The following is a 21552-nucleotide window of genomic DNA, read 5'->3' on the forward strand; positions in this document are numbered from 1 at the left end:
CCCGCCACCGGCCCCGCCGGTCGCCGCTCCGACTCGACAGTAGACGGCGTGCCGGGCCGGCGGCAGCCCTCCGATCCGCGCGGTGGCGGAGCGCGGGCCGGACGAGGAGCCCGCCGGTCGCAAACCCGACGAACCGATCCGGCCGGCGGGATGACCAACAGGGCAAGGACATTCGGACTCCGGAGGAGGAGATCCCCGTGCACCGTCTCTCGTACACCGTCGTCACCGCCCTGCTGGTCACGGCCGGGCTCATGCCGATCACCGCGGTGGCCCCGGCCGCCGCCGCGCCCCGGCCGGACGCCGCCGCCGGGCCGCCGGCCGACCGCTCCGGCGGAGGCCCCGGCGCGGCGGCGGGCGGCGCCGCCCGGGCCGACGCCCGCCCGGCCGCCGCCGGCCGGGACGAGGTCCGGGTCATCAGCGTGCGGGGCGCGGGCCCGTTCCGGATCGGAACCAGCCTGGCGCGCCTGTCGGCGGCCGGCCTCATCGACTGGGTGGCGCCCGAGTGCGCCGGAGTGGTCCGCGCCGGCGTCACGGGGGCCTGGGCCGGGAAGATCCTGCTGGCCTTCCGGCACGGGCGGCTGGTGGAGGTCGGCACGGCCACCGCGCCGCCCCGCACGCCCGCCGGGGCGGCGGTGGGCATGTCCTTCGGGGAGCTGGAGGAGATCTACGGCCGGCGGGGCTCGTTGATCCGCAACGACGCGGGCGACGCGTCGGCGTACCTGGTGCGCGTCGGCAGCCGCGTGGAGCTGTTCACCAGTCACCCGATCCGGCCCGGTGTCGGCTACCTCCAGGTCGGGCCGGCGGCCTTCGTCGAGCGCGCGTTCCGAGAGGGCCGGTCCTGCTGAGCGACCGGCACCGGCGGCGGCGGACCCCTGGGTCCGCCGCCGTCCGCGTGGCCGGAACACACTGATGGAGGGTCGCACGATGATGTAGCACTGGACGATAGTGTGTGTCACACAGTATGGTGTGACGCATGGTTAGCGACGAGATCCTGCGGACGCACCTCCAGGAGTTACGTCGGGGCACCGTGGTGGTGGCGAGCCTCGTCGCCCTGCGGCGCCCCGACTACGGCTACGCGCTGCTGCAACGCCTTTCCGACCACGGCTTCCCGGTCGACGCCAACACGCTCTATCCGCTGCTGCGGCGGCTGGAGGAGCAGGGGCTGGTGACCAGCGAGTGGAACACCGAGGAGCGCCGGCCGCGCAAGTTCTACCAAACCAGCGAGGAGGGCGAGTCGGTGCTGGGCCGACTCCTCGCCGACCTTGCCGCAGTGCAGACCTCCCTGACCGGGCTGATCGAAGGAGCCGACCGATGACTTCCCTGACCGACCGCTACCTCGCCGCGACCCTGCGCTCGGTGCCGGTCGCGCGCCGCGAGGAGATCGCCACCGAGCTGCGCGCCTCGATCGAGGACATGGTCGAGGGCCGCACGACCGGCGGGCAGGACGGCACCGCCGCCGAACGGGAGGTGCTCACCGAGCTGGGCGACCCGGCGCGGCTCGCCGCCCGCTACTCCGACCGCCGGTTGCAGCTCATCGGGCCGACCTACTATCTGGCCTGGGAGCGGCTGCTGAAGCTGCTGCTCAGCTTCGTGCCGGCGACGGCCGGCGTGATCGTCGGCCTGCTGGCGGCCACCGACGGCGAGAACGCCGGCGGGGCCGTCGGCGAGGGCATCGCCACCGCCCTCACGGTGGCCCTCCAGATCGCCTTCTGGGTCACCCTGGTCTTCGCGGTACTGGAGCGCACCAGGACCCCCCTGCACCTGCCGGACTGGAGCGTCGACCAGCTCCCGGAGGGCCCGGGCGACCGACAGATCACCCTGACCGACACCGCCGCCTCGATCGGCTTCCTGGCGATCTTCATCGCCTACCTGCCGATGCAGCACTTCCGGTCGTTCGTCCCCGCCGACGGTGACGGCAACCTGCCGATCCTCGACCCGGCGCTGTGGAGCTTCTGGCTGCCGTTCCTGATCGCCGTGCTGGTCGCCACCGTGGGCCTGGAGATCGCCAAGTACCGGGCCGGGCGCTGGACCTGGCCGCTGGTCGGGGCGAACGCGGTGCTCGACCTGGCCTTCGCGGTGCCGGTGGTCTGGCTGATGTCGACCGACCGGCTGCTCAACCCCGACCTCGTGGCCCGCTTCGAGTGGCTCGGCGAGGGCGAGAACCTGAACACCGTCGCCACCATCGTGGTCGCCGGCTCGGCGCTGATCGTGCTCTGGGACGTCGTCGAGAGCGTGGTCAAGACGCTGCGCGACCGCCGCTGACCCGACCGCGCCACGCGGCCCGGCACGCCCCGACGTGCCGGGCCGTCAGCCGTGACGAGCGGGCCGGAGGGCGCCGGCGGTGGCCGCGGCGAGGAAGCCGGTCCAGGCCACGGGGCCGAAGGCCAGCACCGGCCCCCCACGATCCTTGCTGTCGCGTACGCCCACCACGTCGACAAGGTTCGTCGCCACCTCGACGCAGGTGGACCCGCCGTTGTCGCTGCGGGTGGACTTCCGCCAGATCGCGCCGGTCAGGTCCACGACTCCGCCACCTCCGCGAGAAGTTCCCGGGACGCCCGGCGGGGCAGCGCCTCGCCCCGCAGGTTCTCCCACCTGCGTTGCAGGCTATCAACGTCGTCCCGAGCGGTCGCTCACGTGCGCGCGCAGCGGGGTGTCCACGTGCGCCACCTCGCCGCCCTCGGGAGTGCGGGCCAGGATGAACGCGCCGGCCAGCCCGGCGTGCATGCCGACGTCGGCGGGCACCACGTGCAGGTCGACGTGCGGCGACCCGGTGACCGCGAGCAGGTGGCGAACTGCTCGGCCATCACCTGCCGGTCGCCGATCTGCCGGCGTAGCACCGCCTCGTCCACGACGAAGACGACCTCCGGCGGGGCCTCCCGGGTCAGCACCGCCTGGCGGGCCAGCCGGGAGGTCACCCGCTGCTCCACCTCGGCCTCGCGGAGCATCCCCCCGCCGGTGAGCACCGCGCGGGCGTACGCCTCGGTCTGGAGCAGGCCGGGGATCAGCGACGGCTCGAACCAGCGGATCAGGGTCGCCTCCGCCTCCACCGAGATCCATTCCCGCAGCCAGGGCGGCGCGGCGTCCGCGCGGACCAGGGTGAGCAGCCGCTCGAAGAAGCCCTCGGACTCCAGCGCCGCGTCGACCCGGCCGACGAAGTCCTGCGACGGGGTGCGGTGCCCGATCTCCACCATCCCGACCAGCGAGGAGGAGTAGTTGATCTGCTTGGCCAGCTCCTCCTGGCTCAGCCCCCGGTCGCGCCGCGCCCGGCGCAGCTCGCCGCCGAGGAATTCCAGCGTGGACAACTGCCCGACTCCCATCACACCTCCACCACAGCCCCGCCGATCACCGCCTGCGCCCGCACCGGCGCCGTGCCCGCCGGCACCACCGGCCGGCGGCCCCGTCGACGCCTTCCGACCGTAGTCGCCGGAGCAGCAGAGAGTGAACAGGCGGGACGGAGAAGGTCGACACGGACAGGGGCGCGGATCGCGTAGCCCCGGCTGCGCGGCGACCGCACGTGGCCGCCCGGCAGGGTGCCTGGCCGACGCCGACCAGCGGGATGGAATCCTGACCAGGGTGAACACCGTGACGGACGACGACTGGCGGCGGCCGGGGCCCTCCCCGGAGCAGCGGCGGCTCGACGTCTACGTCGGGCTGGCCACGGTCGTCCTGGCGCTGGTCAGCCTCACCCTCGCCCGCAGCACCGGGGCTTTCCTGCTGGGGCCGCCGCCCTCCGGGCCGGAGCAGGTCTTCTGGACCGTCGCGGTGACGCTGCCGGTGATCTGGCGACGCCGGTTCCCCGCCGCCACCCTCCTGGTCGTCTCGGTCGCGTTCGTCGCCGCGCAGGCGCGCTCCGCCCCGGAGTCGCAGCTCTCCTCGTGGGCGCTGTTCGCGGCCCTCTACTCGCTCGGCGCCTGGGGGCCGGACCGCCGGCTGGCCCGCCGGCTGCGGATCGGCGTCATCGCCACCATGTTCGCGTGGCTGGGGATCTACTACGCGGTCACCATCGACAGGATCCCCGCCGACGCGTTCGACCGCGCGGTCGGGCCGGTGCCCCCCGTGCTCGCCGCGATTGTGAACGGGGTGCTGGTCAACGGCCTCTTCTTCGGGTTCGCGTACTTCTTCGGGGAGACCGCGTGGCTGGCCGCCCGCCGGCAGCACGAGGTGCAGGCGCGGGCCGAGGAGCTGCGCCGCTCGCAGGCCGAGGTCCGTGAGCACGCGGTGGTGGGCGAGCGGGTCCGCATCGCCCGGGAGCTGCACGACGTGGTCGCCCACCACGTGTCGGTGATGGGCGTGCAGGCGTCCGCCGCCCGCCGGGTGCTCGACAAGGACCCGGCGAAGGCCCGCACGGCGCTGGGCGCGATCGAGGAGACGGCCCGCACGGCGGTGGACGAGCTGCGCCGGATGCTCGGCCTGCTCCGCGCCCGCGACGACCGCCCGGACGAGCCGGGGCCCGCCGCGATCGACCAGGTCACGGCCGTGGTCGACCGGGCCCGCGAGGCCGGCCTGCGGGCCACCCTGGGGGTGTACGGGGACCGGGTGCCGCTGCCGGAGTCGGTCTCCCAGGCCGTGTACCGGGTCGTCCAGGAGGCCGTGACGAACGCGCTCAAGCACGCCGCCGGGGCGACCGCACTCGACGTGCGGATCCGCTACCTGGCGCACGAGGTGGAGGTCGACGTGACCGACGACGGACGGGCCACCCGCCCCGCGAACGCCGACGGGCTGGGCCTCGTCGGGATGCGCGAGCGGGTCGCCACCCACGGCGGGGCGCTGGAGGTCGGCCCACGGGCCGGCGGTGGCTGGCGGGTACGGGCCCGGTTCCCGCTCCCGGTCGCGGCGGGGCGTCCGGCGTGACCGCCGACCCCGAGGTGCCCGGCGTGGGCGCCGACCGCGAGGTGCCCGACGCCGACCGGCCGGTGCGGGTGCTGCTCGCCGACGACCAGCACCTGGTCCGCACCGGCTTCCGGGTCATCCTCGAGGTGGAGGACGACATCGAGGTGGTCGGGGAGGCCGCCGACGGGGAACGCGCCGTCAGCATGACCCGGGCGCTGCGCCCGGACGTGGTGCTGATGGACGTGGAGATGCCCGGGGTCGACGGGCTGGAGGCCACCCGGCGGATCACGGCCGAGCAGGACGAGCCGGGCGGGCCGGCCGTGCTGATCCTCACCACCTTCGACCGGGACGACTACCTGTTCGCCGCGCTGCGCGCCGGGGCCAGCGGCTTCCTGCTCAAGAACGGCACCCCGGAGGAGCTGGTCGAGGCGATCCGGGTGCTCGCCCGGGGCGACGGCCTCCTCGCCCCGGAACTCACCCGGCGGGTGATCGCCACCTTCGCCCGCCCCGGCGCCCCCGCCGGGCGGGGCGGCGCGCGGATGCCTCCCGAGGCGGCGCTGCGCGACCTGACGCCCCGCGAACGGGAGGTCCTCGTCCTGGTCGCCGGGGGTGCCAGCAACGCCGAGATCGCCGCGGAGCTGCACCTGGGCGAGGCGACGGTGAAGACGCACGTCAGCCGGGTGCTGGCCAAGCTCGGCCTGCGCGACCGGGTGCAGGCGGTGGTCTTCGCGTACGAACACGGGGTGGTGCGGCCCGGCGGCTGACCGGCCTCCGCCGCGCGGGGGACCTGCCCGCTCAGCCTCCGGGCGGACGGCAGCGGGCAGTAGACGATCTAGCTTGACCGCGTGACCAGTGTGCTCCGTCTCGACGGTGTCGACCGCAGCTTCGGCGACCGTCGGGTGCTCCAGAACGTGTCCTTCGACGTGGCCGCCGGCCGGATGACCGGCTTCGTCGGCGGCAACGGCGCCGGCAAGACCACCTCCATGCGGATCATCCTGGGGGTGCTCGCCCCGGACGCCGGGGAGGTCAGCTGGCAGGGCGCTCCGCTGACCCGGGAGGCCCGCCGTCGCTTCGGCTACATGCCGGAGGAACGCGGCCTCTATCCGAAGATGAGCGTCCGGGAACAGGTGGCCTACCTGGGCCGGCTGCACGGCATGACGGCCGCCGCGGCGCGGCGCGGCACGGACGCGCTGCTGGAGCGGGTCGGGCTCGCCGAGCGCGGCGACGACCTGCTGGAGACGCTGTCGCTGGGCAACCAGCAGCGCGCGCAGATCGCCGCCGCGCTGGTGCACGACCCCGAGGTGCTGGTGCTCGACGAGCCGTTCTCCGGCCTCGACCCGCTGGCCGTGGACACGGTCGTGGCGGTCCTGCGGGAGCGGGCCGCCACGGGCGTGCCCGTGCTCTTCTCCAGCCACCAGTTGGACGTCGTGGAGCGGCTCTGCGACGACCTGGTGATCATCGCGGGCGGCGTGATCCGCGCCGCCGGCAGCCGGGAGCAGCTGCGCGCGACGTACACGGTGCCCCGGTTCGAGCTGGTGGTGGAGACCGACGCCGGCTGGTTGCGGGACCAGCCCGGGGTGACCCTGGTCGACCTGGACGGCGCCCGCGCCGTGTTCGACCTCGCGCCCGGCGCGGACGAGCAGGCGGTGCTGCACGCGGCGCTGGCCCGTGGCCCGGTGCGCGCGTTCCGCCCGGTCAGCCCGTCCCTCACCGAGATCTTCCGAGAGGTCGCCCGATGAACGCCTGGCAGGCCACCCGGCTGGTCGCCGCCCGGGAGATCCGGGTCAAGCTGCGCGACCGCACCTTCCTGATCAGCACCCTGTTCTTCCTGCTGATCGCCGCCGCCGCGACCATCCTGCCGCCGCTGCTCTCCGGCGGCCCGTCGAGCGTGGCGGTGACCGAGGCGGCGGCCGGCCCGCTGCGCGAGGCAGGGCTGGAGGTGCGGCTGGCGCCCGACGACCGCGCCGCCGAGCAGGCCGTCCGCGACGGCGACGTGGACGCCGCCGTGGTCTCCGGGCCGGCGGTGCTGGCCATGGACGAGGCCCCCGACGACGTGGTCGCGGCGCTGAGCACGCAGCCCCCGGTGCGGCTGCTGGACCCCGACGCGGTGGACCCGGTGGTGGCCTTCCTGGTGCCGTTCGCCTTCGCGTTCGTCTTCTTCGTCACCTCGCAGACCTTCGGCGTGCAGATCGCGCAGAGCATCATCGAGGAGAAGCAGACCCGGATCGTGGAGATCCTGGTGGCCGCGGTGCCGGTCCGGGCGTTGCTGGCCGGCAAGATGGTCGCCGGTACCCTGCTGGCCCTCGGGCAGATCGCCCTGGTCGCCCTGGTCGCGGTGGTGGGTGTGCAGTTCGGCGACAGCGGCGGGCTGCTCTCGCTGCTGGCCCCGGCGATCGGCTGGTTCGTGCCGTTCTTCCTGCTCGGCTTCGTGCTGGTCGCGGCCATGTGGGCGGCGGCCGGGGCGCTGGTCAACCGCCAGGAGGACATCGCCGGCGTGTCGATGCCGGTGCAGCTCGCGGTCATGCTGCCGTTCTTCGCGGTGATCTTCCTGAACGACAACGCGACCGCCATGCGGGTGCTGTCCTACCTGCCGTTCTCCGCGCCCACGGCGATGCCGTTGCGGCTGTTCACCGGGGACGCGGCCGGCTGGGAGCCGCTGCTGTCGCTGGCCCTGCTGCTGGTCGCGGCCGCCGCGCTCGTCGCGGCGGGGGCCCGGGTGTACGAGGGTTCGCTGCTGCGCACCAACGGCCGCACCTCGGTCCGGACGGCGTGGCGGTCGCGCGAGGCGGTGGGCTGAGCGGTGTCGCGGGGCGCCGGCCGGGCGTACCGCGTCCGGGGCTGACGCACGGCGCGGCCCGGCACGCCCACCACGTGCCGGGCCGCCGCGGCCGGTCGGCCCGGTACGTGGTGATCGGGCGAGGACCACCGGGAGCCGGGACGGACGCGCGCCACCGCCGTCGCGGGCGGCTGCCGGATCAGCCGGTACGCGACGGCGGTGGCGCGCGGTCGGGTCAGCCGGCGGCGTTGCGGAAGACCGGGTAGTAGCCGCCGGACTGGCCGGCCGCGGTCGGGTGGTAGGAGACGCCGAGGTTGAGGTAGTTGAGGGCGTGCAGCCACTTCTCGCCGTAGCTGCACAGCTGGTGCCCGACGAAGGCCGAGCGCACGTCGGCGAAGGTGAAGCCGGCCGCGTTGGCCGCGCTGCGGGTGATGTCGTCCACCAGGTTGATGGCCTCGTTGATCTTGGCACGCGAGGTGGCGCTCAGCCCGACGCAGACGGTGCCGAGCTGGTAGAAGACCGGGTACCCGACGACCACGACCCGGGCGTTCGGGGCCCGGGTCTTGATGCCGTTGTAGACGTTGCCCAGCAGGCCGGGGAGCTGGGCGCGGGCCTTGTCCTCGGCGGCCTGCACGGCGGCGACGCACTCGGTGGTGCCCTTGAGCACGCAGGTGGTCATGATGTTGGAGTAGCCGACGTCGTTGCCGCCGACCGTGATGCTGACCAGGCTGGTGGTGGAGCTGAGCGCGGAGAGCTGGGTGTTGATCACGCTGGTCGTGGTGGCGCCGGAGCAGGCGACCGAGCGGTACGACGCGGGCTTGATGTTGGCGGCGTACAGCGCGGGGTAGGCGTTGGTGCTGCGCTGGCAGGAGCCGCTCTCGCTGGTGTAGCTGCCGGCGCCCACGCCCGAGGCGTAGGAGTCGCCGAGGGCGACGTAGCGGTCGGTGGCGGCGGCCTGGGCGGGGGCCGACAGGGACAGGCTGGCGCCGAGAGCCGTGGCGAGGCTCAGGGCGAGAGTCAGGAAGCGGGTTCTCCGCACGTCGCACTCCGGGGGTGAGAGGGATCGGGTGCGAGATTGATATCACTAAATATTCTCCGGCGAAAGATCCTTGCGGCGATCTTAGGGGTGCCGGCAACGGGTTCCGGGTCCGGCACCCCGTACCGCCGCGTCCGCCCGCCCCGCGCCTCCGGGGGTCGGACGCCCCACCGTCCCCTACGGAGCGGCGGCGGCCGGCCGGGCGGAAGGGGACCGGCTCGGCGGACGGGCGCGAACCCGGCGGGGCCCCGCGTCCGGGCCCGCGATAGCGTCGGCGCGGCGCGGCACCCGGCCGGCGGGACGGGCAGCCCTGGGCGTCGGCCATCGACACGGAGGCGCGGCATGACGGAGATCGGCGGCACCACCCGGCTGTACGCGCTGCTCGGCGACCCGATCGCGCAGGTGCGCGCCCCCGGCCTGCTCAATCCGGTGCTGACCCGCCGCGGCACCGACGCGGTGCTCGTCCCGGTCCACGTCGCACCGGCCGACCTCACCCCGGTCGTACGCGGCCTGCAAAGGGTGGGCAACCTGCACGGGATGCTGGTCACCGTGCCGCACAAGGCCGCCGCCCTGGCCCTCGCGGACCGGGCCAGCGACCGCGCCCGCCTGGCCGGCAGCGCCAACGCCCTGCGGCGCGAGCCCGACGGGACCTGGACCGCGGACACCTTCGACGGCGACGGGTTCGTCCGCGGGCTGGCCGCAGCGGGACACCATCCCCGGGGCCGCCGGGTGTGCGTGGTGGGCGCGGGCGGGGCGGGCAGCGCCATCGCCGTCGCCCTGCTCGACGCCGGCGTGGCGGAGCTGCGGCTGGCCGACGCCGACCCGGGTCGGCTGGAGACGCTGCGGCGACGGCTGTCCGCCGCGTACCCGGACCGGGTCACCGGGGCGGCGCGACCGCGACTGGCCGACGCCGACCTCGCGGTCAACGCGACCCCCCTCGGGCTGCGCCCCGACGACCCGCTGCCGTTCCCGGTGGCCGAACTGCCGGCGGACGCCGTGGTCGCCGACATCATCATGACCCCGGCGGAGACGGCCCTGCTGGCCGAGGCCCGCGCGCGCGGGCTGCGGGCGCACCCCGGCGAGCCGATGCTCGCCCACCAGCTCGACTCCTACCTCGCGTTCTTCGGGTTGTGACCGGGGCCCGGCCGCCGCACGGTGACGTGACCGCCGACGTCCGACCGGGGCCGGTCGGACGTCGGCCCACCGATCAGGCGCCGCGCGGACGTCTGCCCGATGGAGCGCCGGCTACCCGGGCCGCCGGGTGAGGTCGTCGCGGTAGACCTCGACGCCGACGACGAGGTCCTGCCACGGCATTCCGGTCCCCTTGAACAACCGTGGTCGACCGGCCGGCACCTGCGTGCGACCGGTCACCACGTCACGGAGCGGACGCAGGTCCTCCTCCCGCAGCACGCCGGCCGCCAGCGGAGCGACGATGTCGCCCGCCTCCCGCAGGGTGCCGGCCAGCGACTCGACGACGACGTGGGAGCGGGCGACGAGGCGGTCGTCGACCTCGCGGGCGTCCGGCGAGTGCGACCCGATCGCGACGACGACGGCGTCGGGCCGGACCAGGGCACCGTCGAACAGCGGCGTCGACGCGCTGGTGCAGCAGCAGATGACGTCCGCCGCCGTCACCGCGTCGGTGACCGAGCCGGGCTCGTACAGCCGCACCGGGACGCCCGCCCGGTCGCACCGCGCGGCGAGCCGGTCGCGCCGTGGGCCGTCCCGTCCCACCAGGAAGACCTCGGCGATCGCGTGCAGCGCCAGCATCGCCTCGACGTGGGCGCGGGCCTGGGGGCCGGTGCCGAACACGGTGAGCCGCAGCGCGTCGTCCGCCGCGCGGGGCAGCAGGTGCCGCACCGCGAGCGCGGACACGGCGGGTGTACGCAGGTTCGTCAGGGCGGTGCCGTCGACGAGCGCCGCCGGGCGTTGCTCCGGGCCCTCGAAGAGGACGAAGGCCCCCTGGATGAGCGGCAGACCGCGACCGGCGTTGTCGGGGGTGCTGGTCAGCAGCTTGCAGCCCGAGTACGCGCCCCGCGTCGCGGGCATGACGAGCAGCTCGCCGCCCCGCGTGGTCACCTTCGAGCGGGGCGTCTCCCGCTCCGGGTCGAGGCCCGCCCGCAGGGCGGCCTCCAGGGCGTCCACCGCGACCCGGACCGGGGTCGCCGCGACGGCCTCCGCGCAGATCAGCCGCATGCCGGCGAACGACGCGGCCGGCGGGATCGGATCGGTCATGGTGGCCTCCGGCGGTGGACGGACGAGGAACGCCCCGAGGCTAGGCCCCGCGCGGGGCGGGGTGGTCGGTGCGGTCGTCACCGCGGTGCGGGGCCGCGCGCCCTGGCAGGATGGCCGCTGTGGACCTCGACTCCGGCGCCGGGCTGCTGCACCGGCTGACGTCGTACGTGCCGGACCGCGACTGGGACGTGCCCGGGGACGACCCGCGGATCCGCCACGACCTCGTGCCGAACGACCCCGAGACCCTGCCGCCGCAGCTCAAGGGCTATCCGGACGGCCTGCCCGTCGTCGCCCTGCCGCGCGACCTGCCCGACCCGGGGATCCCCGCGACGGCGGTGCTCGCGGGCGCCGCTGGCCGGGCGCAGCTCCTCGACGCCGCGCAGCTCGGCCGCGTGCTCTTCCTCGGCGCCGGCGTCGTCCGCACCGCCGAGCGCCACGGGCGGCCGTTCCTCTACCGGGCCGCCGGTTCGGCCGGCGCACGCTTCCCGCTGGAGGTCTACGCGAGCACCCGCGACGTCGCGGGCGTCCCGGACGGCGTGCACTGGTACGACCCGGCGCGGCACGCGCTCGTCCAGGTCGCCCCCGCCGCCACCGGAGCGGCCACCACGCTCGTGGTCACGGGCGTGCCGTGGCGGACGGGGTGGCGGTACGCCGAGCGCGGCTGGCGGCACCTCTACTGGGACGCCGGGACGCTGCTGTCCCAACTGTCGGCGGCGGCCGCGAGCGCCGGACTCGCGCCACGGCTGCGGACGCTGTTCCCGGACGCCACGCTACGCCGCCTCGTCGGCGCGGACGGGGTGCACGAGTATCCGCTCGCCCTGCTGTCCCTCGGCGACGGCGAGCCGGCCATCGGCCCCACCGCGACGGCGGTGCCGGGTGAGCTGCCGCCGGTCGAGCTGCCGCTGTGCACCGCCGCGCAGCGCGCGGGCGAGCGGGACACACTCGGGGTGCCCTGGCCGGAGGCGGCGCCGCTGCCGGAGTTCCCGCCGTCCGACCCGCTCGACGAGGTGGTACGCCGGCGCGGGTCGCAGCGCCGCATGGACCGGTCCCGGACGCTGCCGCGCGCCCTGCTGGAGTGGCCGCTGGCCGCCGCCCTGCGCGGCGTGCCGGTGCCGCACTGGGTGGCCGTGCACGGCGTCGACGGTGTGGCGCCCGGTCTCTACCGCTGGCCCGACCTGACGACGCCGCTGCGGGCCGCGGAGCTGCGCGACGAGCTGCTGCGGGTCTGCCTGGACCAGGCGCTCGCCGGCGACGCGGCGTACGTCGTCGTCGGGGCCACCCCGCTGTCGGCGCTCGACGACCGCGGCTACCGCGACGCCCAGCTCGCCGCCGGGCTCGTCGAGGGCCGGCTGCACCTCGCGGCGTACGCCCTGGGCGCCGGCGCCTCCGGGATGACCTTCCTCGACTCGGAGGTCCCGGGCCTGCTCGGCGAGCCGGACGACCTCGCGGCGCTGCTGTTCACGTGCGTGGGCGTCCCCGAGTACGCGTCGCGCGCCGGTGGCGGGCCCGGGCGCCCGGTCGAGGTCCGTCCGGTCATGCCCCGCCCCGGGTCCTGACGAGCAGGGCCGAGGCACGCTCGGCCCCGGAGCCGGCGGGTCGGAGGGCGGCGGTCAGCGGGTCGGAGGGACGGTGTCCCAGCCGGCCGGCAGGGCCGGCACCGGCCACGCCGGGTCCGGCCGCCACGACGCCCACGCCTCGTCCCACCACCGCTCTCCGGCGTCGAGCAGGGCGGCGATCCGGTCGCCCTCGGCGCGGATCGCGTCGGCCATCCCGGGATAGCGCCCCTCTTCGAGGCGCTGGGCGAACATCTCCACGTCCTTCCAGACGTAGCGGGCGGCGTCGGCCGGCCACCAGAGGTCCAGCTCGTGGTCGAGGGTGTCCACCCCGATCGGGGTACGCCGGACCGGGTCCTGGAGGTTGAAGTACCACCCGGCGAAGGCGCGCTCCGGGCCGGTCCAGAAGACGTCGACGGAGTGCGCCTCGCCCGGGCGGTGCAGCATCAGCTTGCCGTGGCCGCTCCACGCCCGGTGCCCGGCGACCTGCCACGGGTGCCGCCCGCACGGGAACCGCCCGGTCTCGGGGAAGCCGAACTCCGCGCCCGGGGGCAGGTAGAGCACGAGCAGGTCGGGCGAGTCCTCGACGCAGACGGTCGGGCAGCCGAACCACACCTCGCCGTGCAGGACCTCGCGCCGGACGACCAGGTCGCCCGGGGCGAAGCGGTGCACCTTCCCGCCCCGCCCGCCGTCTCGCTCCACCCGACCCGGACGATCCACTCCCCCAACCTACCGAGCGCCGGCGTCACCGTTCGCGTAGCCGCTCTGCGCGTCGTCGCGGTTCGCCAAGACGTCGAAGACCTTGCGCGCGCCGTCCTCGTCGAGGGTCAGCGGGGCCGCGAGACCACCGCGCGGGCGGCGGGTCGGCGCCCCGCGACGGTGGATCCGGCCGTGGTGAAGGGGTTCGGCGTCGCTCCCGTCCAGTGCTGGAGGACGGCGGTGCCGGTCTGCCGCCGCTCACCGTCCACCGTGGTCGTCCCGCTGCTGACCACGTAGAACCGCCCGTCGCCGAGCGCCTCCAGGCCGAAGCTGCCCGGCCCCTCCCAGCCGCGGATCCCGGTGGCCGGATCGGTCAGCCCGGCCGGGGCCAGCGGGACGATCCACCCGGTCGCGCCGTCCGGCTGGCCGGTGATGACACCGGCCTGTGGGGCGACGGTGGCGTCGATCGCGTAGAGCGTCCAGTTCGGAAACTCCGGCTTGCTGCCCCGGTAGACCGCCATCAGCCACCGGCGGGTGTGCCGGTCGTACTCCAGGTTCTGCACGCCGAAGGTGGTGTTCCCGGTCCGGACGAAGACCTTGGAGTACGGCTGCCCTGGCCCGCTCCGGTGCGGTGTGGTCTGGCTGAGCGGACGGGCGAGGAGGCTCCACCGCCGCACGTCGTACGCGAGCAGCACCTGGTGGTCGTTGTCGGTACGCGTCGTGTTCGGGTAGATGCCGTACGCGACCATCAGCACGTTCCGCCCGCCGGCGGTGCCCAGCGCCGGGCCGAACGAGACCCCGTCGATGCCGCTGGCGCCGTACCGGTGGTCGGCGGTCTGCCCGGTGTCGCCGTCGAAGACGCCGTCGCCGTCCAGGTCCGCCGTGAAGTCGTCGACGACCTCCTTCAGGTAGACGGTGGTCATCACGCCGTCCGTCTCGGCGTCCATTCCGATCCGGGTGATCCGGGCGACGTCGAAGATGGCGATGTAGAAGGCCCGCTGCGCCTTGTACTCCAGCGAGCCGTAGACGCGGCCGTCCTCCGGGTTGACGTCCAGGTCGCCGAGGTGGCCGGTCAAGCCGGTCACCGTGCCGACGACCCGACCGTCGAGGTCCGTCTTGACCAGGAGGTTCGTGAAGGACCAGTAGACGTGACCGCGGCTCCAGTCGACCGCCACTCCCTGCACGTGGCCCGAGGGCCACGCGCCCCCGTACACCGTCGCCGGCATGTTCGGGGGCGCCACCGGCGGGCGCGACGTCCCGACGGCCACGCCCCGGCCCGGAGTCGGCAACGGGCCGGCCGTCGCATCCGGCGGGGCGACGGCGCCGGCCAGGACGGGAATCGCCAGGACGGCAGCCGCGGCGGTGAGGGTCCTTCGCATGTCTCTCCGTTGCTCAAAAAGATCAAACAGCGGGAGATCCTATGCGAGCTTTCCGAACGGCGGGTGTCCGGATGATCATCCGGAAATTTCGCCCGTCCGGGCGGCGGCCGCCCCGGAGGCGCGGCGGCTCAGCCGACGCCCTGGGTCAGCCGACGGCGGCCATATCTCGTCGGAGACGTCGGAAGCGGACCGCAACCAGCGCTCCTGCCGCGGCCGTCAGCCGATCCGCTCTTCGCTCAGTTGCGGCACGAGCCTCGCCACCGTCTCGAAGTCGGCGTCCTGATGAAGCACCACGAGCTTCAGGCGGATGGCGGTGGCGATAACCAGGTAGTCGGCCACGGACAACCCCTGATGCGCGCTCTGGCTGGCGAGTTCCGCCCGCACCGCCTGCACGACCTGCCAGGCGTCGTCGGGAACCGGCACCCAGGGGTACAGATCCCGCAGGCCGCGCTCGACCCGGTCATACGCCTTGGCATCGGCGATGGTCAAGGTCTCCACGAGCACGGGGTCGCAGAGGGCGATCAGGCCGCGGGTCGCCAGCTCGGACCACTGCGGATCAACCTGACGGCGCACGATGCGGACCAGCGCGCTCGTATCAACCAGATATCTCACCGGTCGAGCTCGTCGAGTCGGTCGAACTGGAAGCCCCCCTCGTCGGCGACCTCCTGAAGGTCCGCCAGCGCGCGCTGCCGACGCTTCCGACTGGATTCCACCGCCTGCCTAAGGGCCTCCGTCACGGTTTCCTTCTTGGTGGCGGTACCGAGGGCGGCGGTCGCCTCGGCAAGAAGATCCTCGTCGAGATCCAACAGAGTCTTCGCCATGAAACACCTCCCGGACAAATATATATCCGGGAGGTGCGTATATCAGCGCCGCAGGTCAGCCGACGGCGGCCATGATCTCGTCGGAGACGTCGAAGTTCGCGTAGACGTTCTGCACGTCGTCGCAGTCCTCCAGGACGTCGATCAGCTTGAAGATCTTGCGCGCGCCGTCCTCGTCGAGGGGGACGTTGACGCTCGGGATCAGCGCCGACTCGGCCGACTCGTACTCGATGCCGGCGTCCTGGAGCGCGGTGCGCACCGCGACCAGGTCGGTCGGCTCGGAGACCACCTCGAACGCCTCACCCAGGTCGTTGACCTCCTCGGCGCCGGCGTCGAGGACCGCCATCATCACGTCGTCCTCGGTCGTCCCGGCCTTGGGGACGATCACCACGCCCTTGCGGGAGAACATGTACGACACCGAGCCCGCGTCGGCGAACGAGCCGCCGTTGCGGGTCAGCGCGGTGCGCACCTCGGTGGCCGCGCGGTTGCGGTTGTCGGTCAGGCACTCGATGAGCAGCGCCACGCCGTTCGGGCCGTAGCCCTCGTACATGATGGTCTGGTAGTCGGCGCCGCCGGCCTCCAGGCCGGAGCCGCGCTTGACGGCGCGGTCGATGTTGTCGTTCGGGACCGAGTTCTTCTTGGCCTTCTGGATGGCGTCGTAGAGCGTGGGGTTACCGGCGGGATCGCCACCGCCGGTCCGCGCGGCGACCTCGACGTTCTTGATGAGCTTGGCGAACATCTTGCCGCGCTTGGCGTCGATGACCGCCTTCTTGTGCTTGGTCGTCGCCCACTTTGAGTGGCCGGACATCTGTTACCTCCGTTGCTACCCGCCGTCTGCATCGACCGCACCGCGCACGCCCCGCTCCCACCGGCGCACGCGGTGGTGCCGGTCAGCCCTGGTGGAAGCCGTGACGGGCAGATGGCCCTGCCGAATCTCGGCAATCCTACCGACGCCCGGCGGCCCGCTGTCACCGCGCCGCGCCTCGCCGCCACGCCCCGCCCGCCCGGACCAGGACAGACGGGGCGAAAGCAAGGCACGGCTCGCCACCGCTCAGCGCGACGCCCGGACCAGCTCCACGAAGTACACGTGCACGCGCGCGTCGCCGGTCAGTTCGGGATGGAACGAGGTGGCCAGCAGGTTGCCCTGCCGGACCGCCACGATCCGCCCGGCGGCCGGACCCTCGGTCACCGTGCCGAGCACCTCGACGCCGTCGCCGACCCGCTCGACCCACGGCGCCCGGATGAACACCGCGTGGAACGGCCCGCCCTCGACGCCGGTGATCGCCACCGGCGCCTCGAACGAGTCGACCTGCCGCCCGAACGCGTTGCGCCGCACGGTCATCTCGATGCCGGCGAAGCCGCGCTGGTCGGGCCGGCCGTCGAGGACCTCGGTGGCCAGCATGATCATGCCGGCGCACGACCCGTACACCGGCATCCCGCCGGCGATCCGCTTGTCGATCGGCTCGCGCATCTCGAAGATGTCGGCGAGCTTGCTGATCGTGGTGGACTCGCCCCCGGGGATCACCAGCCCGTCCACCGCGTCCAACTCCTGCGCCCGGCGCACCGGGCGGGCGTCCGCGCCCGCCGCGGCGAGGGCGGCGACGTGCTCGCGTACGTCGCCCTGGAGCGCGAGCACACCGATCACGGGTGCGTCGCCCATCTGCCGCTCCTCTCCTCGTTAGGAAGGGCCCCTTCCTCTACCTCAGGCGTTAGGAAGGTGCCCTTCCTAACAACCTTCACCAGCCGCGCTCGGCCAGGCGGTGCGGCTGCGGGATGTCGTCGACGTTGATGCCGACCATCGCCTCGCCCAGGCCCCGGGAGACCTTGGCCAGCACGTCCGGGTCGTCGTGGAACGTGGTGGCCTTGACGATCGCGGCGGCCCGCTGCGCCGGGTTGCCGGACTTGAAGATGCCGGAGCCGACGAACACGCCCTCGGCGCCGAGCTGCATCATCATCGCGGCGTCGGCCGGGGTGGCGATGCCACCGGCGGTGAACAGCACCACGGGCAGCTTGCCGCTCTCGGCGACCTCCTTGACCAGCTCGTACGGCGCCTGGAGCTCCTTGGCGGCCACGTACAGCTCGTCGGTCGGCAGCGAGCCCAGCCGGCGGATCTCCTGGCGGATCCTGCGCATGTGGGTGGTGGCGTTGGAGACGTCACCGGTGCCGGCCTCGCCCTTGGAGCGGATCATGGCCGCGCCCTCGGTGATCCGGCGCAGGGCCTCGCCCAGGTTGGTCGCGCCGCAGACGAAGGGAACGGTGAAGGCCCACTTGTCGATGTGGTTGGCGTAGTCGGCCGGGGTCAGCACCTCGGACTCGTCGACGTAGTCGACGCCGAGCGACTGGAGGATCTGGGCCTCCACGAAGTGGCCGATCCGGGCCTTCGCCATCACGGGGATGGAGACGGCGTCGATGATGCCGTCGATCATGTCGGGGTCGCTCATCCGGGACACCCCGCCCTGGGCGCGGATGTCGGCGGGCACCCGCTCCAGCGCCATCACGGCGACGGCGCCGGCGTCCTCGGCGATCTTGGCCTGCTCGGCGTTGACCACATCCATGATCACGCCGCCCTTGAGCATCTCGGCCATGCCGCGCTTGACGCGGGCGGTGCCGGTGACCGGGCTGGCGCTGGCGTTCTGGGCACTCGTTTCGGGCACGGGTCATCGCTCCTCGACGTGCTCGGGGTGGGGTGGCTGCGAAAATGCTACGGCCGTCCCAACGCCCGTCCGACAGCCAATCAGACCCACGGTGGCCTGCCCTGTGGCAGTCGTCACCGCCCCGCCGCCGCCCGGTCGCCGGATGCGCCCGGCGTCCCGTCCGGGCGTTTCCGTCGGGTCCGTGCCCGCCTCAGCCGGCGGGGACGTCCGCCGGGACGGTGAGGGTGGGGTCGTCGATGTCGAAGTAGCGCGGCCAGGGCCGGCGGCGCCCCATGCGCAACAGCCGCACCACCGGACGGCCGCGCGCCGCGCGGGCGTCGCGAACCAGGTCGGTGTGCACCTGACGGGCCAGGGCGAGCCGTCGGCTGGCGCCGATCACCGCCTCGCAGTCCGGATCGGCCGGGTCCAGCTCCACGGCACGCAACTGGCGGGTGAGGTCGTTCTCGGCGGCCTCCCGCTCGTCCGGCTGCGCGTCCAGCGCGATCCGCGCCGCCGCGTACAGCTCGACGCCGTAGCGCCGCTCGGCCAGGACCGCGGCAGCCGCCGCGCGGCGCAGCAGGTGGGCGTCCAGGGCGCGGGCGGCCAGCTCGGCCCGGCCGTGCAGCCGGTCGACCCGGCCGGCGGTCCAGACCAGGTACGCCGCGACCAGCCCGACGGCCAGGGCCGCGACCACCCCCCACCACATGCCCGACATCGTCAGTCCAGCCCCACCCATTCGGTGTCCATGACCCGCCCGTCGGTCGCCTCGATCGCCGCCGCGTACACCTCGAGGACCCGGCGGGCGACCACCGGCCAGTCGAAGGTGGCCACCACCTGGTCGCCGCAGGCGGTCAGCGCGGCCCGGCCCTCGGGATCGTCGAGCAGGTCGGCCAGGGCGGTACGCAACGCGGCCCCGTCCCCCGTCGGGAAGAGCCGGCCGGCCCGGCCACCGTCCAACACGCGGCGGAACGCGTCGAGGTCGCTGGCCACGACGGTGGTGCCCGCCGCGAGCGCCTCGGTGAGGATCATGCCGAAGGACTCCCCGCCGGTGTTCGGCGCCACGTAGAGGTGCACGCTGCGCAGCATCCGCGCCTTGTCCTCCTCGGAGACCAGCCCGAGGAAGGTCACCTGGTCACGCAGCTCGACCGGGAAGCGCCCGAACAAATCGTCCGGGTCGCCGGGGCCGGCCACCAGCAGCCGCAGCCCGGGACGCTGCCGGGCCAGCTCGACGAAGGCGTCGCGCAGGATCGGGAAGCCCTTGCGGGCCTCGGTGAACCGGCCGAGGAAGCCGATCGCGCCGCCCCGCCCGGGCGCGCACTCCCCCGGCCAGCCGGGCAGCGGCTGCGCGTGGTCGAACTTCGCGACGGCCACCCCGTTGGGGATCTCCACCGCGCCGCCGTCCATGTGCTCGACCTGCACCTTGCGCGCCAGCGCGCTGACCGCGATCCGGGCGGTGATCCGCTCCAGCACGATCTGGAGCACCCCCTGCGCGGCGGCGAGCGCCCGCGACCGGGTCATCGCCGTGTGGAAGGTGGCCACCACCGGCCCGCGGGCGGAGAGCACGGCCAGCAGCGACAGGCTCAGGGTCAGCGGCTCGTGCACGTGCAGCACGTCGAACTCGCCCCGGGTGATCCAGCGCCGCACCCGCGCCGTGGAGACCGGGCCGAACGCGATCCGCGCCACCGAGCCGTTGTACGGCAGCGGCACCGCCCGCCCCGCCGGCACCACGTACGGCGGCAGCGGGGAGTCCTCGTCGGCCGGGGCGAGCACGCTCACCTCGTGCCCGAGGCCGATCAGCGCCTCGGCGAGGTCCATGACGTGGTTCTGCACCCCGCCGGGCACGTCGAAGGAGTACGGGCACACGATGCCGATGCGCACGCCTCAACGCCTCCCTTACGCCTGTCCGGCAGCCGGGGAGGGCAGGGTCGCGCCGCCACCCGTGCCGTGCTGGTCCAGCCACATCCGCTGCAACATGTGCCAGTCTTCCGGATGCCGGGCGATGCCCGCCGCCAGACCGTCGGCGATCCGCTGGGTCAGCGACCGGACCCGCCGGTCGAGCGGGCCCTCCTCGGGGTCGGGCAGCGGCAGCGGACCCTCGATCGACGCGCGGGCCACGTCCGCCTCGTACCACATCGAGGCGACGTAGAGGGGCGCCCCGGTGCGCAGGGCGAGCAGGGCCGGGCCCGGCGGCATCCGGGTGCGGGCCCCGAAGAAGTCGACCTCCACCCCCCGGGCGGAGAGGTCCCGGTCGGCCAGCAGGGGCACCACCGTGCCGGCCCGGACCCGGTCGACCAGCACGTCGAACGCCGGCCGGTCGCCGCCGTGGGTGGGCAGGATCTCCATGCCCAGGCTCCGCCGGAAGGCGAGGAACCGCTGGTAGACGCCCTCGGGCTTGAGCCGCTCGGCGACCGTGGTGATCGGCCAGCCGGTCGCCGCGACCCAGGCGCCGGCGGCGTCCCAGTTGCCGGCGTGCGGCAGCGCCACCACCGCGCCCCGGCCGGCCGCCACGTCGGCCGCGAGCAGTTCCTCGCCGTCGAGCCGGAAGCCGGCCAGGATCTCCGTCCGGCTGAGCGAGGGCAGCCGGAACGCCTCCATCCAGTAGCGGGCGTACGAGCGCAGGCCGCGGCGGACCAGCTCGTCGAGGTCGGCCTCGGGCAGGTCGGGGCCGACCACCCGGCGCAGGTTCGCGCGCAGTCGGGCCGTACCCCCGCCGCCGCGGCGGTGGGCGCGGTCGGCGCCCGCCCGGAACGCCGCGGCCACGACGGGCCGGGGCAGCGCGCGGATCACGCGCCACCCGGCGACGTAGCCGAGCTCGGTGAGATTCACCGGCGCCGGCCCCCCGACAGCGGCCGACCGGCGCTCGTCGCGCTCACCCCTGCCCGCCCGGGGTGTGCACCCGCTGGGCCTGGCGGTAGACGTGGGCCATCCGCTGGCCGACGGTGAAGATCGACACGGCGGCCAGCAGCCAGAGCGCGATCTCCAACGCGGGCCGGACGCCGAGGCCGGTGAGCAGCCCGCCGACGCCGACGATGAGCAGCCGCTCGGTGCGCTCGGCGATGCCCACGTTGCACGTCATGCCGAGCCCCTCGGCCCGGGCCTTGACGTAGGAGACCAGGCCGCCGGCGGCCAGGCAGAGCAGCGCGGCGGCGACGCCCGAATGGTCGTGCTCGGTGGCCAGCCAGTACGCCACCGCGCCGAAGACCGCGCTGTCGGCGATCCGGTCCATGCTCGAATCGAGGAACGCCCCGAATTTCGTGGAGCCGCCGCTGATCCGGGCCATCGTCCCGTCGAGCAGGTCGGTGAGCGCGAACACGGTCACGATCAGGGCCCCGGCGACCAGATGACCGCGGGCACCGAAGCCGAGCGCACCGACGAGCACCCCGAGGGTGCCCGCCACGGTGACCGCGTTGGGGGTTACGCCCGCTCGGAGCAGGCCGCGTGCGACCGGCTCGACGACGCGGGTCATCCCCGCGCGGGCCGTCACTTGGAAGATCTTCGCCATGGCGGTCCCACGATAACGGTCCCGCCGGCACCGGCGGTACGGCCGGTCAACGACCCGCGCAGGACGGAGGCTTGTGCCGGCCCCGCAACAGGTG

General features: G+C 74.3%; 23 protein-coding genes and 1 pseudogene. 9 read left to right on the top strand and 15 right to left on the bottom strand.

All coding sequences use genetic code 11. The features are described 5' to 3' along the window. The first annotated feature begins 197 nt into the window (after positions 1–197). The 3 genes from AB0G14_RS25620 to AB0G14_RS25630 all read left to right on the top strand — a co-directional run bounded on the left by AB0G14_RS25620 (position 198) and on the right by AB0G14_RS25630 (position 2262). Positions 198–845 carry a hypothetical protein gene (locus AB0G14_RS25620; protein ID WP_357701485.1) on the top strand — a complete coding sequence of 216 codons (648 nt, stop codon included), beginning with the start codon at positions 198–200 and terminating at the stop codon, positions 843–845. Positions 846–973: 128 nt separating this feature from the next. Next, entirely contained in the window at positions 974–1315 is a 342-nt protein-coding gene (locus AB0G14_RS25625) for a PadR family transcriptional regulator (protein ID WP_357701487.1), read from the top strand. Then, positions 1312–2262, top strand: coding sequence for a permease prefix domain 1-containing protein (locus AB0G14_RS25630; protein ID WP_357701489.1), 951 nt, complete (start codon positions 1312–1314; stop codon positions 2260–2262). The genes AB0G14_RS25625 and AB0G14_RS25630 overlap by 4 nt, the downstream gene beginning before the upstream one ends. 45 nt (positions 2263–2307) lie before the next feature. On the opposite strand, the gene AB0G14_RS25635 is transcribed toward AB0G14_RS25630, so the two are convergent. Continuing rightward, the gene (locus AB0G14_RS25635) at positions 2308–2520 is read right to left on the bottom strand and encodes a DUF397 domain-containing protein (RefSeq protein ID WP_357701491.1); all 213 of its coding nucleotides are present in this window, start codon (positions 2518–2520) and stop codon (positions 2308–2310) included. Positions 2521–2607: 87 nt separating this feature from the next. Further along, positions 2608–3317: pseudogene (locus tag AB0G14_RS25640) on the bottom strand (helix-turn-helix transcriptional regulator). Between the two features lie 256 nt (positions 3318–3573). On the opposite strand from AB0G14_RS25640, the gene AB0G14_RS25645 reads away from it, so the two are divergent. The 4 genes from AB0G14_RS25645 (at position 3574) to AB0G14_RS25660 (ending at position 7627) form a co-directional block, all read left to right on the top strand. Continuing rightward, positions 3574–4851 carry a sensor histidine kinase gene (locus AB0G14_RS25645; RefSeq protein ID WP_357701493.1) on the top strand — a complete coding sequence of 426 codons (1278 nt, stop codon included), beginning with the start codon at positions 3574–3576 and terminating at the stop codon, positions 4849–4851. 41 nt (positions 4852–4892) lie between these two features. Further along, entirely contained in the window at positions 4893–5594 is a 702-nt protein-coding gene (locus tag AB0G14_RS25650) for a response regulator transcription factor (RefSeq protein WP_357701547.1), read from the top strand. 81 nt (positions 5595–5675) lie between these two features. Continuing rightward, positions 5676–6569, top strand: a complete 894-nt coding sequence (locus AB0G14_RS25655; protein ID WP_357701495.1) for an ATP-binding cassette domain-containing protein — start codon at positions 5676–5678, stop codon at positions 6567–6569. Next, a complete protein-coding gene (locus AB0G14_RS25660; protein ID WP_357701497.1) occupies positions 6566–7627 on the top strand; it encodes an ABC transporter permease in 1062 nt (353 codons plus the stop codon). The genes AB0G14_RS25655 and AB0G14_RS25660 overlap by 4 nt, the downstream gene beginning before the upstream one ends. Before the next feature lie 214 nt (positions 7628–7841). Here AB0G14_RS25660 and AB0G14_RS25665 read toward each other — a convergent pair whose 3' ends face one another. After that, complete coding sequence (locus AB0G14_RS25665; protein ID WP_357701499.1) at positions 7842–8645, bottom strand: SGNH/GDSL hydrolase family protein; 804 nt, start codon at positions 8643–8645, stop codon at positions 7842–7844. Positions 8646–8984: 339 nt separating this feature from the next. On the opposite strand from AB0G14_RS25665, the gene AB0G14_RS25670 reads away from it, so the two are divergent. Further along, the gene (locus AB0G14_RS25670; RefSeq protein WP_357701501.1) at positions 8985–9776 is read left to right on the top strand and encodes a shikimate dehydrogenase; all 792 of its coding nucleotides are present in this window, start codon (positions 8985–8987) and stop codon (positions 9774–9776) included. Between the two features lie 111 nt (positions 9777–9887). Here AB0G14_RS25670 and AB0G14_RS25675 read toward each other — a convergent pair whose 3' ends face one another. Continuing rightward, entirely contained in the window at positions 9888–10874 is a 987-nt protein-coding gene (locus tag AB0G14_RS25675) for an ornithine cyclodeaminase family protein (RefSeq protein WP_357701503.1), read from the bottom strand. Positions 10875–10984: 110 nt separating this feature from the next. Here AB0G14_RS25675 and AB0G14_RS25680 point away from each other — a divergent pair, with 110 nt between their 5' ends. Further along, positions 10985–12430, top strand: coding sequence for a nitroreductase family protein (locus tag AB0G14_RS25680; RefSeq protein ID WP_357701505.1), 1446 nt, complete (start codon positions 10985–10987; stop codon positions 12428–12430). A 54-nt stretch (positions 12431–12484) separates the two neighbouring features. Here the strand turns inward: AB0G14_RS25680 and AB0G14_RS25685 are convergent, their stop codons facing one another. From AB0G14_RS25685 to pgsA, 11 genes are all read right to left on the bottom strand, one after another. Continuing rightward, positions 12485–13147, bottom strand: coding sequence for a DUF402 domain-containing protein (locus AB0G14_RS25685; RefSeq protein ID WP_357701507.1), 663 nt, complete (start codon positions 13145–13147; stop codon positions 12485–12487). A gap of 107 nt (positions 13148–13254) precedes the next feature. Beyond that, the gene (locus AB0G14_RS25690) at positions 13255–14505 is read right to left on the bottom strand and encodes a hypothetical protein (RefSeq protein WP_357701509.1); all 1251 of its coding nucleotides are present in this window, start codon (positions 14503–14505) and stop codon (positions 13255–13257) included. A 216-nt stretch (positions 14506–14721) separates the two neighbouring features. After that, positions 14722–15117: a PIN domain-containing protein gene (locus tag AB0G14_RS25695; RefSeq protein WP_357701511.1), complete on the bottom strand. Its 396-nt coding sequence runs from the start codon at positions 15115–15117 to the stop codon at positions 14722–14724. Further along, positions 15114–15326 carry a type II toxin-antitoxin system VapB family antitoxin gene (locus AB0G14_RS25700; RefSeq protein ID WP_357701513.1) on the bottom strand — a complete coding sequence of 71 codons (213 nt, stop codon included), beginning with the start codon at positions 15324–15326 and terminating at the stop codon, positions 15114–15116. The genes AB0G14_RS25695 and AB0G14_RS25700 overlap by 4 nt, the downstream gene beginning before the upstream one ends. A gap of 55 nt (positions 15327–15381) precedes the next feature. Next, positions 15382–16131 carry a YebC/PmpR family DNA-binding transcriptional regulator gene (locus tag AB0G14_RS25705; RefSeq protein WP_357701515.1) on the bottom strand — a complete coding sequence of 250 codons (750 nt, stop codon included), beginning with the start codon at positions 16129–16131 and terminating at the stop codon, positions 15382–15384. Positions 16132–16374: 243 nt separating this feature from the next. Next, positions 16375–16983, bottom strand: a complete 609-nt coding sequence (gene pdxT / locus AB0G14_RS25710) for a pyridoxal 5'-phosphate synthase glutaminase subunit PdxT (protein ID WP_357701517.1) — start codon at positions 16981–16983, stop codon at positions 16375–16377. Positions 16984–17059: 76 nt separating this feature from the next. Further along, complete coding sequence (gene pdxS / locus AB0G14_RS25715; RefSeq protein ID WP_357701519.1) at positions 17060–17977, bottom strand: pyridoxal 5'-phosphate synthase lyase subunit PdxS; 918 nt, start codon at positions 17975–17977, stop codon at positions 17060–17062. Between the two features lie 190 nt (positions 17978–18167). Then, positions 18168–18671, bottom strand: coding sequence for a hypothetical protein (locus tag AB0G14_RS25720; RefSeq protein ID WP_357701549.1), 504 nt, complete (start codon positions 18669–18671; stop codon positions 18168–18170). A 2-nt stretch (positions 18672–18673) separates the two neighbouring features. Then, positions 18674–19834, bottom strand: a complete 1161-nt coding sequence (locus AB0G14_RS25725; protein ID WP_357701521.1) for a glycosyltransferase family 4 protein — start codon at positions 19832–19834, stop codon at positions 18674–18676. Positions 19835–19849: 15 nt separating this feature from the next. Beyond that, positions 19850–20782 carry a phosphatidylinositol mannoside acyltransferase gene (locus AB0G14_RS25730; protein WP_357701523.1) on the bottom strand — a complete coding sequence of 311 codons (933 nt, stop codon included), beginning with the start codon at positions 20780–20782 and terminating at the stop codon, positions 19850–19852. A 43-nt stretch (positions 20783–20825) separates the two neighbouring features. Continuing rightward, complete coding sequence (pgsA, locus tag AB0G14_RS25735) at positions 20826–21458, bottom strand: phosphatidylinositol phosphate synthase (protein ID WP_357701525.1); 633 nt, start codon at positions 21456–21458, stop codon at positions 20826–20828. Positions 21459–21552 lie beyond the last annotated feature (94 nt).

It is taken from the genome of Micromonospora sp. NPDC023814 (assembly GCF_040639595.1).
Lineage (GTDB): Bacteria > Actinomycetota > Actinomycetes > Mycobacteriales > Micromonosporaceae > Micromonospora.

Excerpts from the sequence above, each read along its gene's own strand:
- AB0G14_RS25720 (WP_357701549.1), bottom strand. The coding sequence starts at position 18,671 with ATGTCGGGCATGTGGTGGGGGGTGGTCGCGGCCCTGGCCGTCGGGCTG.
- pdxT (WP_357701517.1), bottom strand. The coding sequence starts at position 16,983 with ATGGGCGACGCACCCGTGATCGGTGTGCTCGCGCTCCAGGGCGACGTA.
- AB0G14_RS25680 (WP_357701505.1), top strand. The coding sequence starts at position 10,985 with ATGGCCGCTGTGGACCTCGACTCCGGCGCCGGGCTGCTGCACCGGCTG.
- AB0G14_RS25675 (WP_357701503.1), bottom strand. The coding sequence starts at position 10,874 with ATGACCGATCCGATCCCGCCGGCCGCGTCGTTCGCCGGCATGCGGCTG.
- AB0G14_RS25660 (WP_357701497.1), top strand. The coding sequence starts at position 6,566 with ATGAACGCCTGGCAGGCCACCCGGCTGGTCGCCGCCCGGGAGATCCGG.
- AB0G14_RS25690 (WP_357701509.1), bottom strand. The coding sequence starts at position 14,505 with ATGCGAAGGACCCTCACCGCCGCGGCTGCCGTCCTGGCGATTCCCGTC.
- AB0G14_RS25700 (WP_357701513.1), bottom strand. The coding sequence starts at position 15,326 with ATGGCGAAGACTCTGTTGGATCTCGACGAGGATCTTCTTGCCGAGGCG.
- AB0G14_RS25630 (WP_357701489.1), top strand. The coding sequence starts at position 1,312 with ATGACTTCCCTGACCGACCGCTACCTCGCCGCGACCCTGCGCTCGGTG.
- AB0G14_RS25625 (WP_357701487.1), top strand. The coding sequence starts at position 974 with ATGGTTAGCGACGAGATCCTGCGGACGCACCTCCAGGAGTTACGTCGG.
- pgsA (WP_357701525.1), bottom strand. The coding sequence starts at position 21,458 with ATGGCGAAGATCTTCCAAGTGACGGCCCGCGCGGGGATGACCCGCGTC.
- AB0G14_RS25705 (WP_357701515.1), bottom strand. The coding sequence starts at position 16,131 with ATGTCCGGCCACTCAAAGTGGGCGACGACCAAGCACAAGAAGGCGGTC.
- AB0G14_RS25670 (WP_357701501.1), top strand. The coding sequence starts at position 8,985 with ATGACGGAGATCGGCGGCACCACCCGGCTGTACGCGCTGCTCGGCGAC.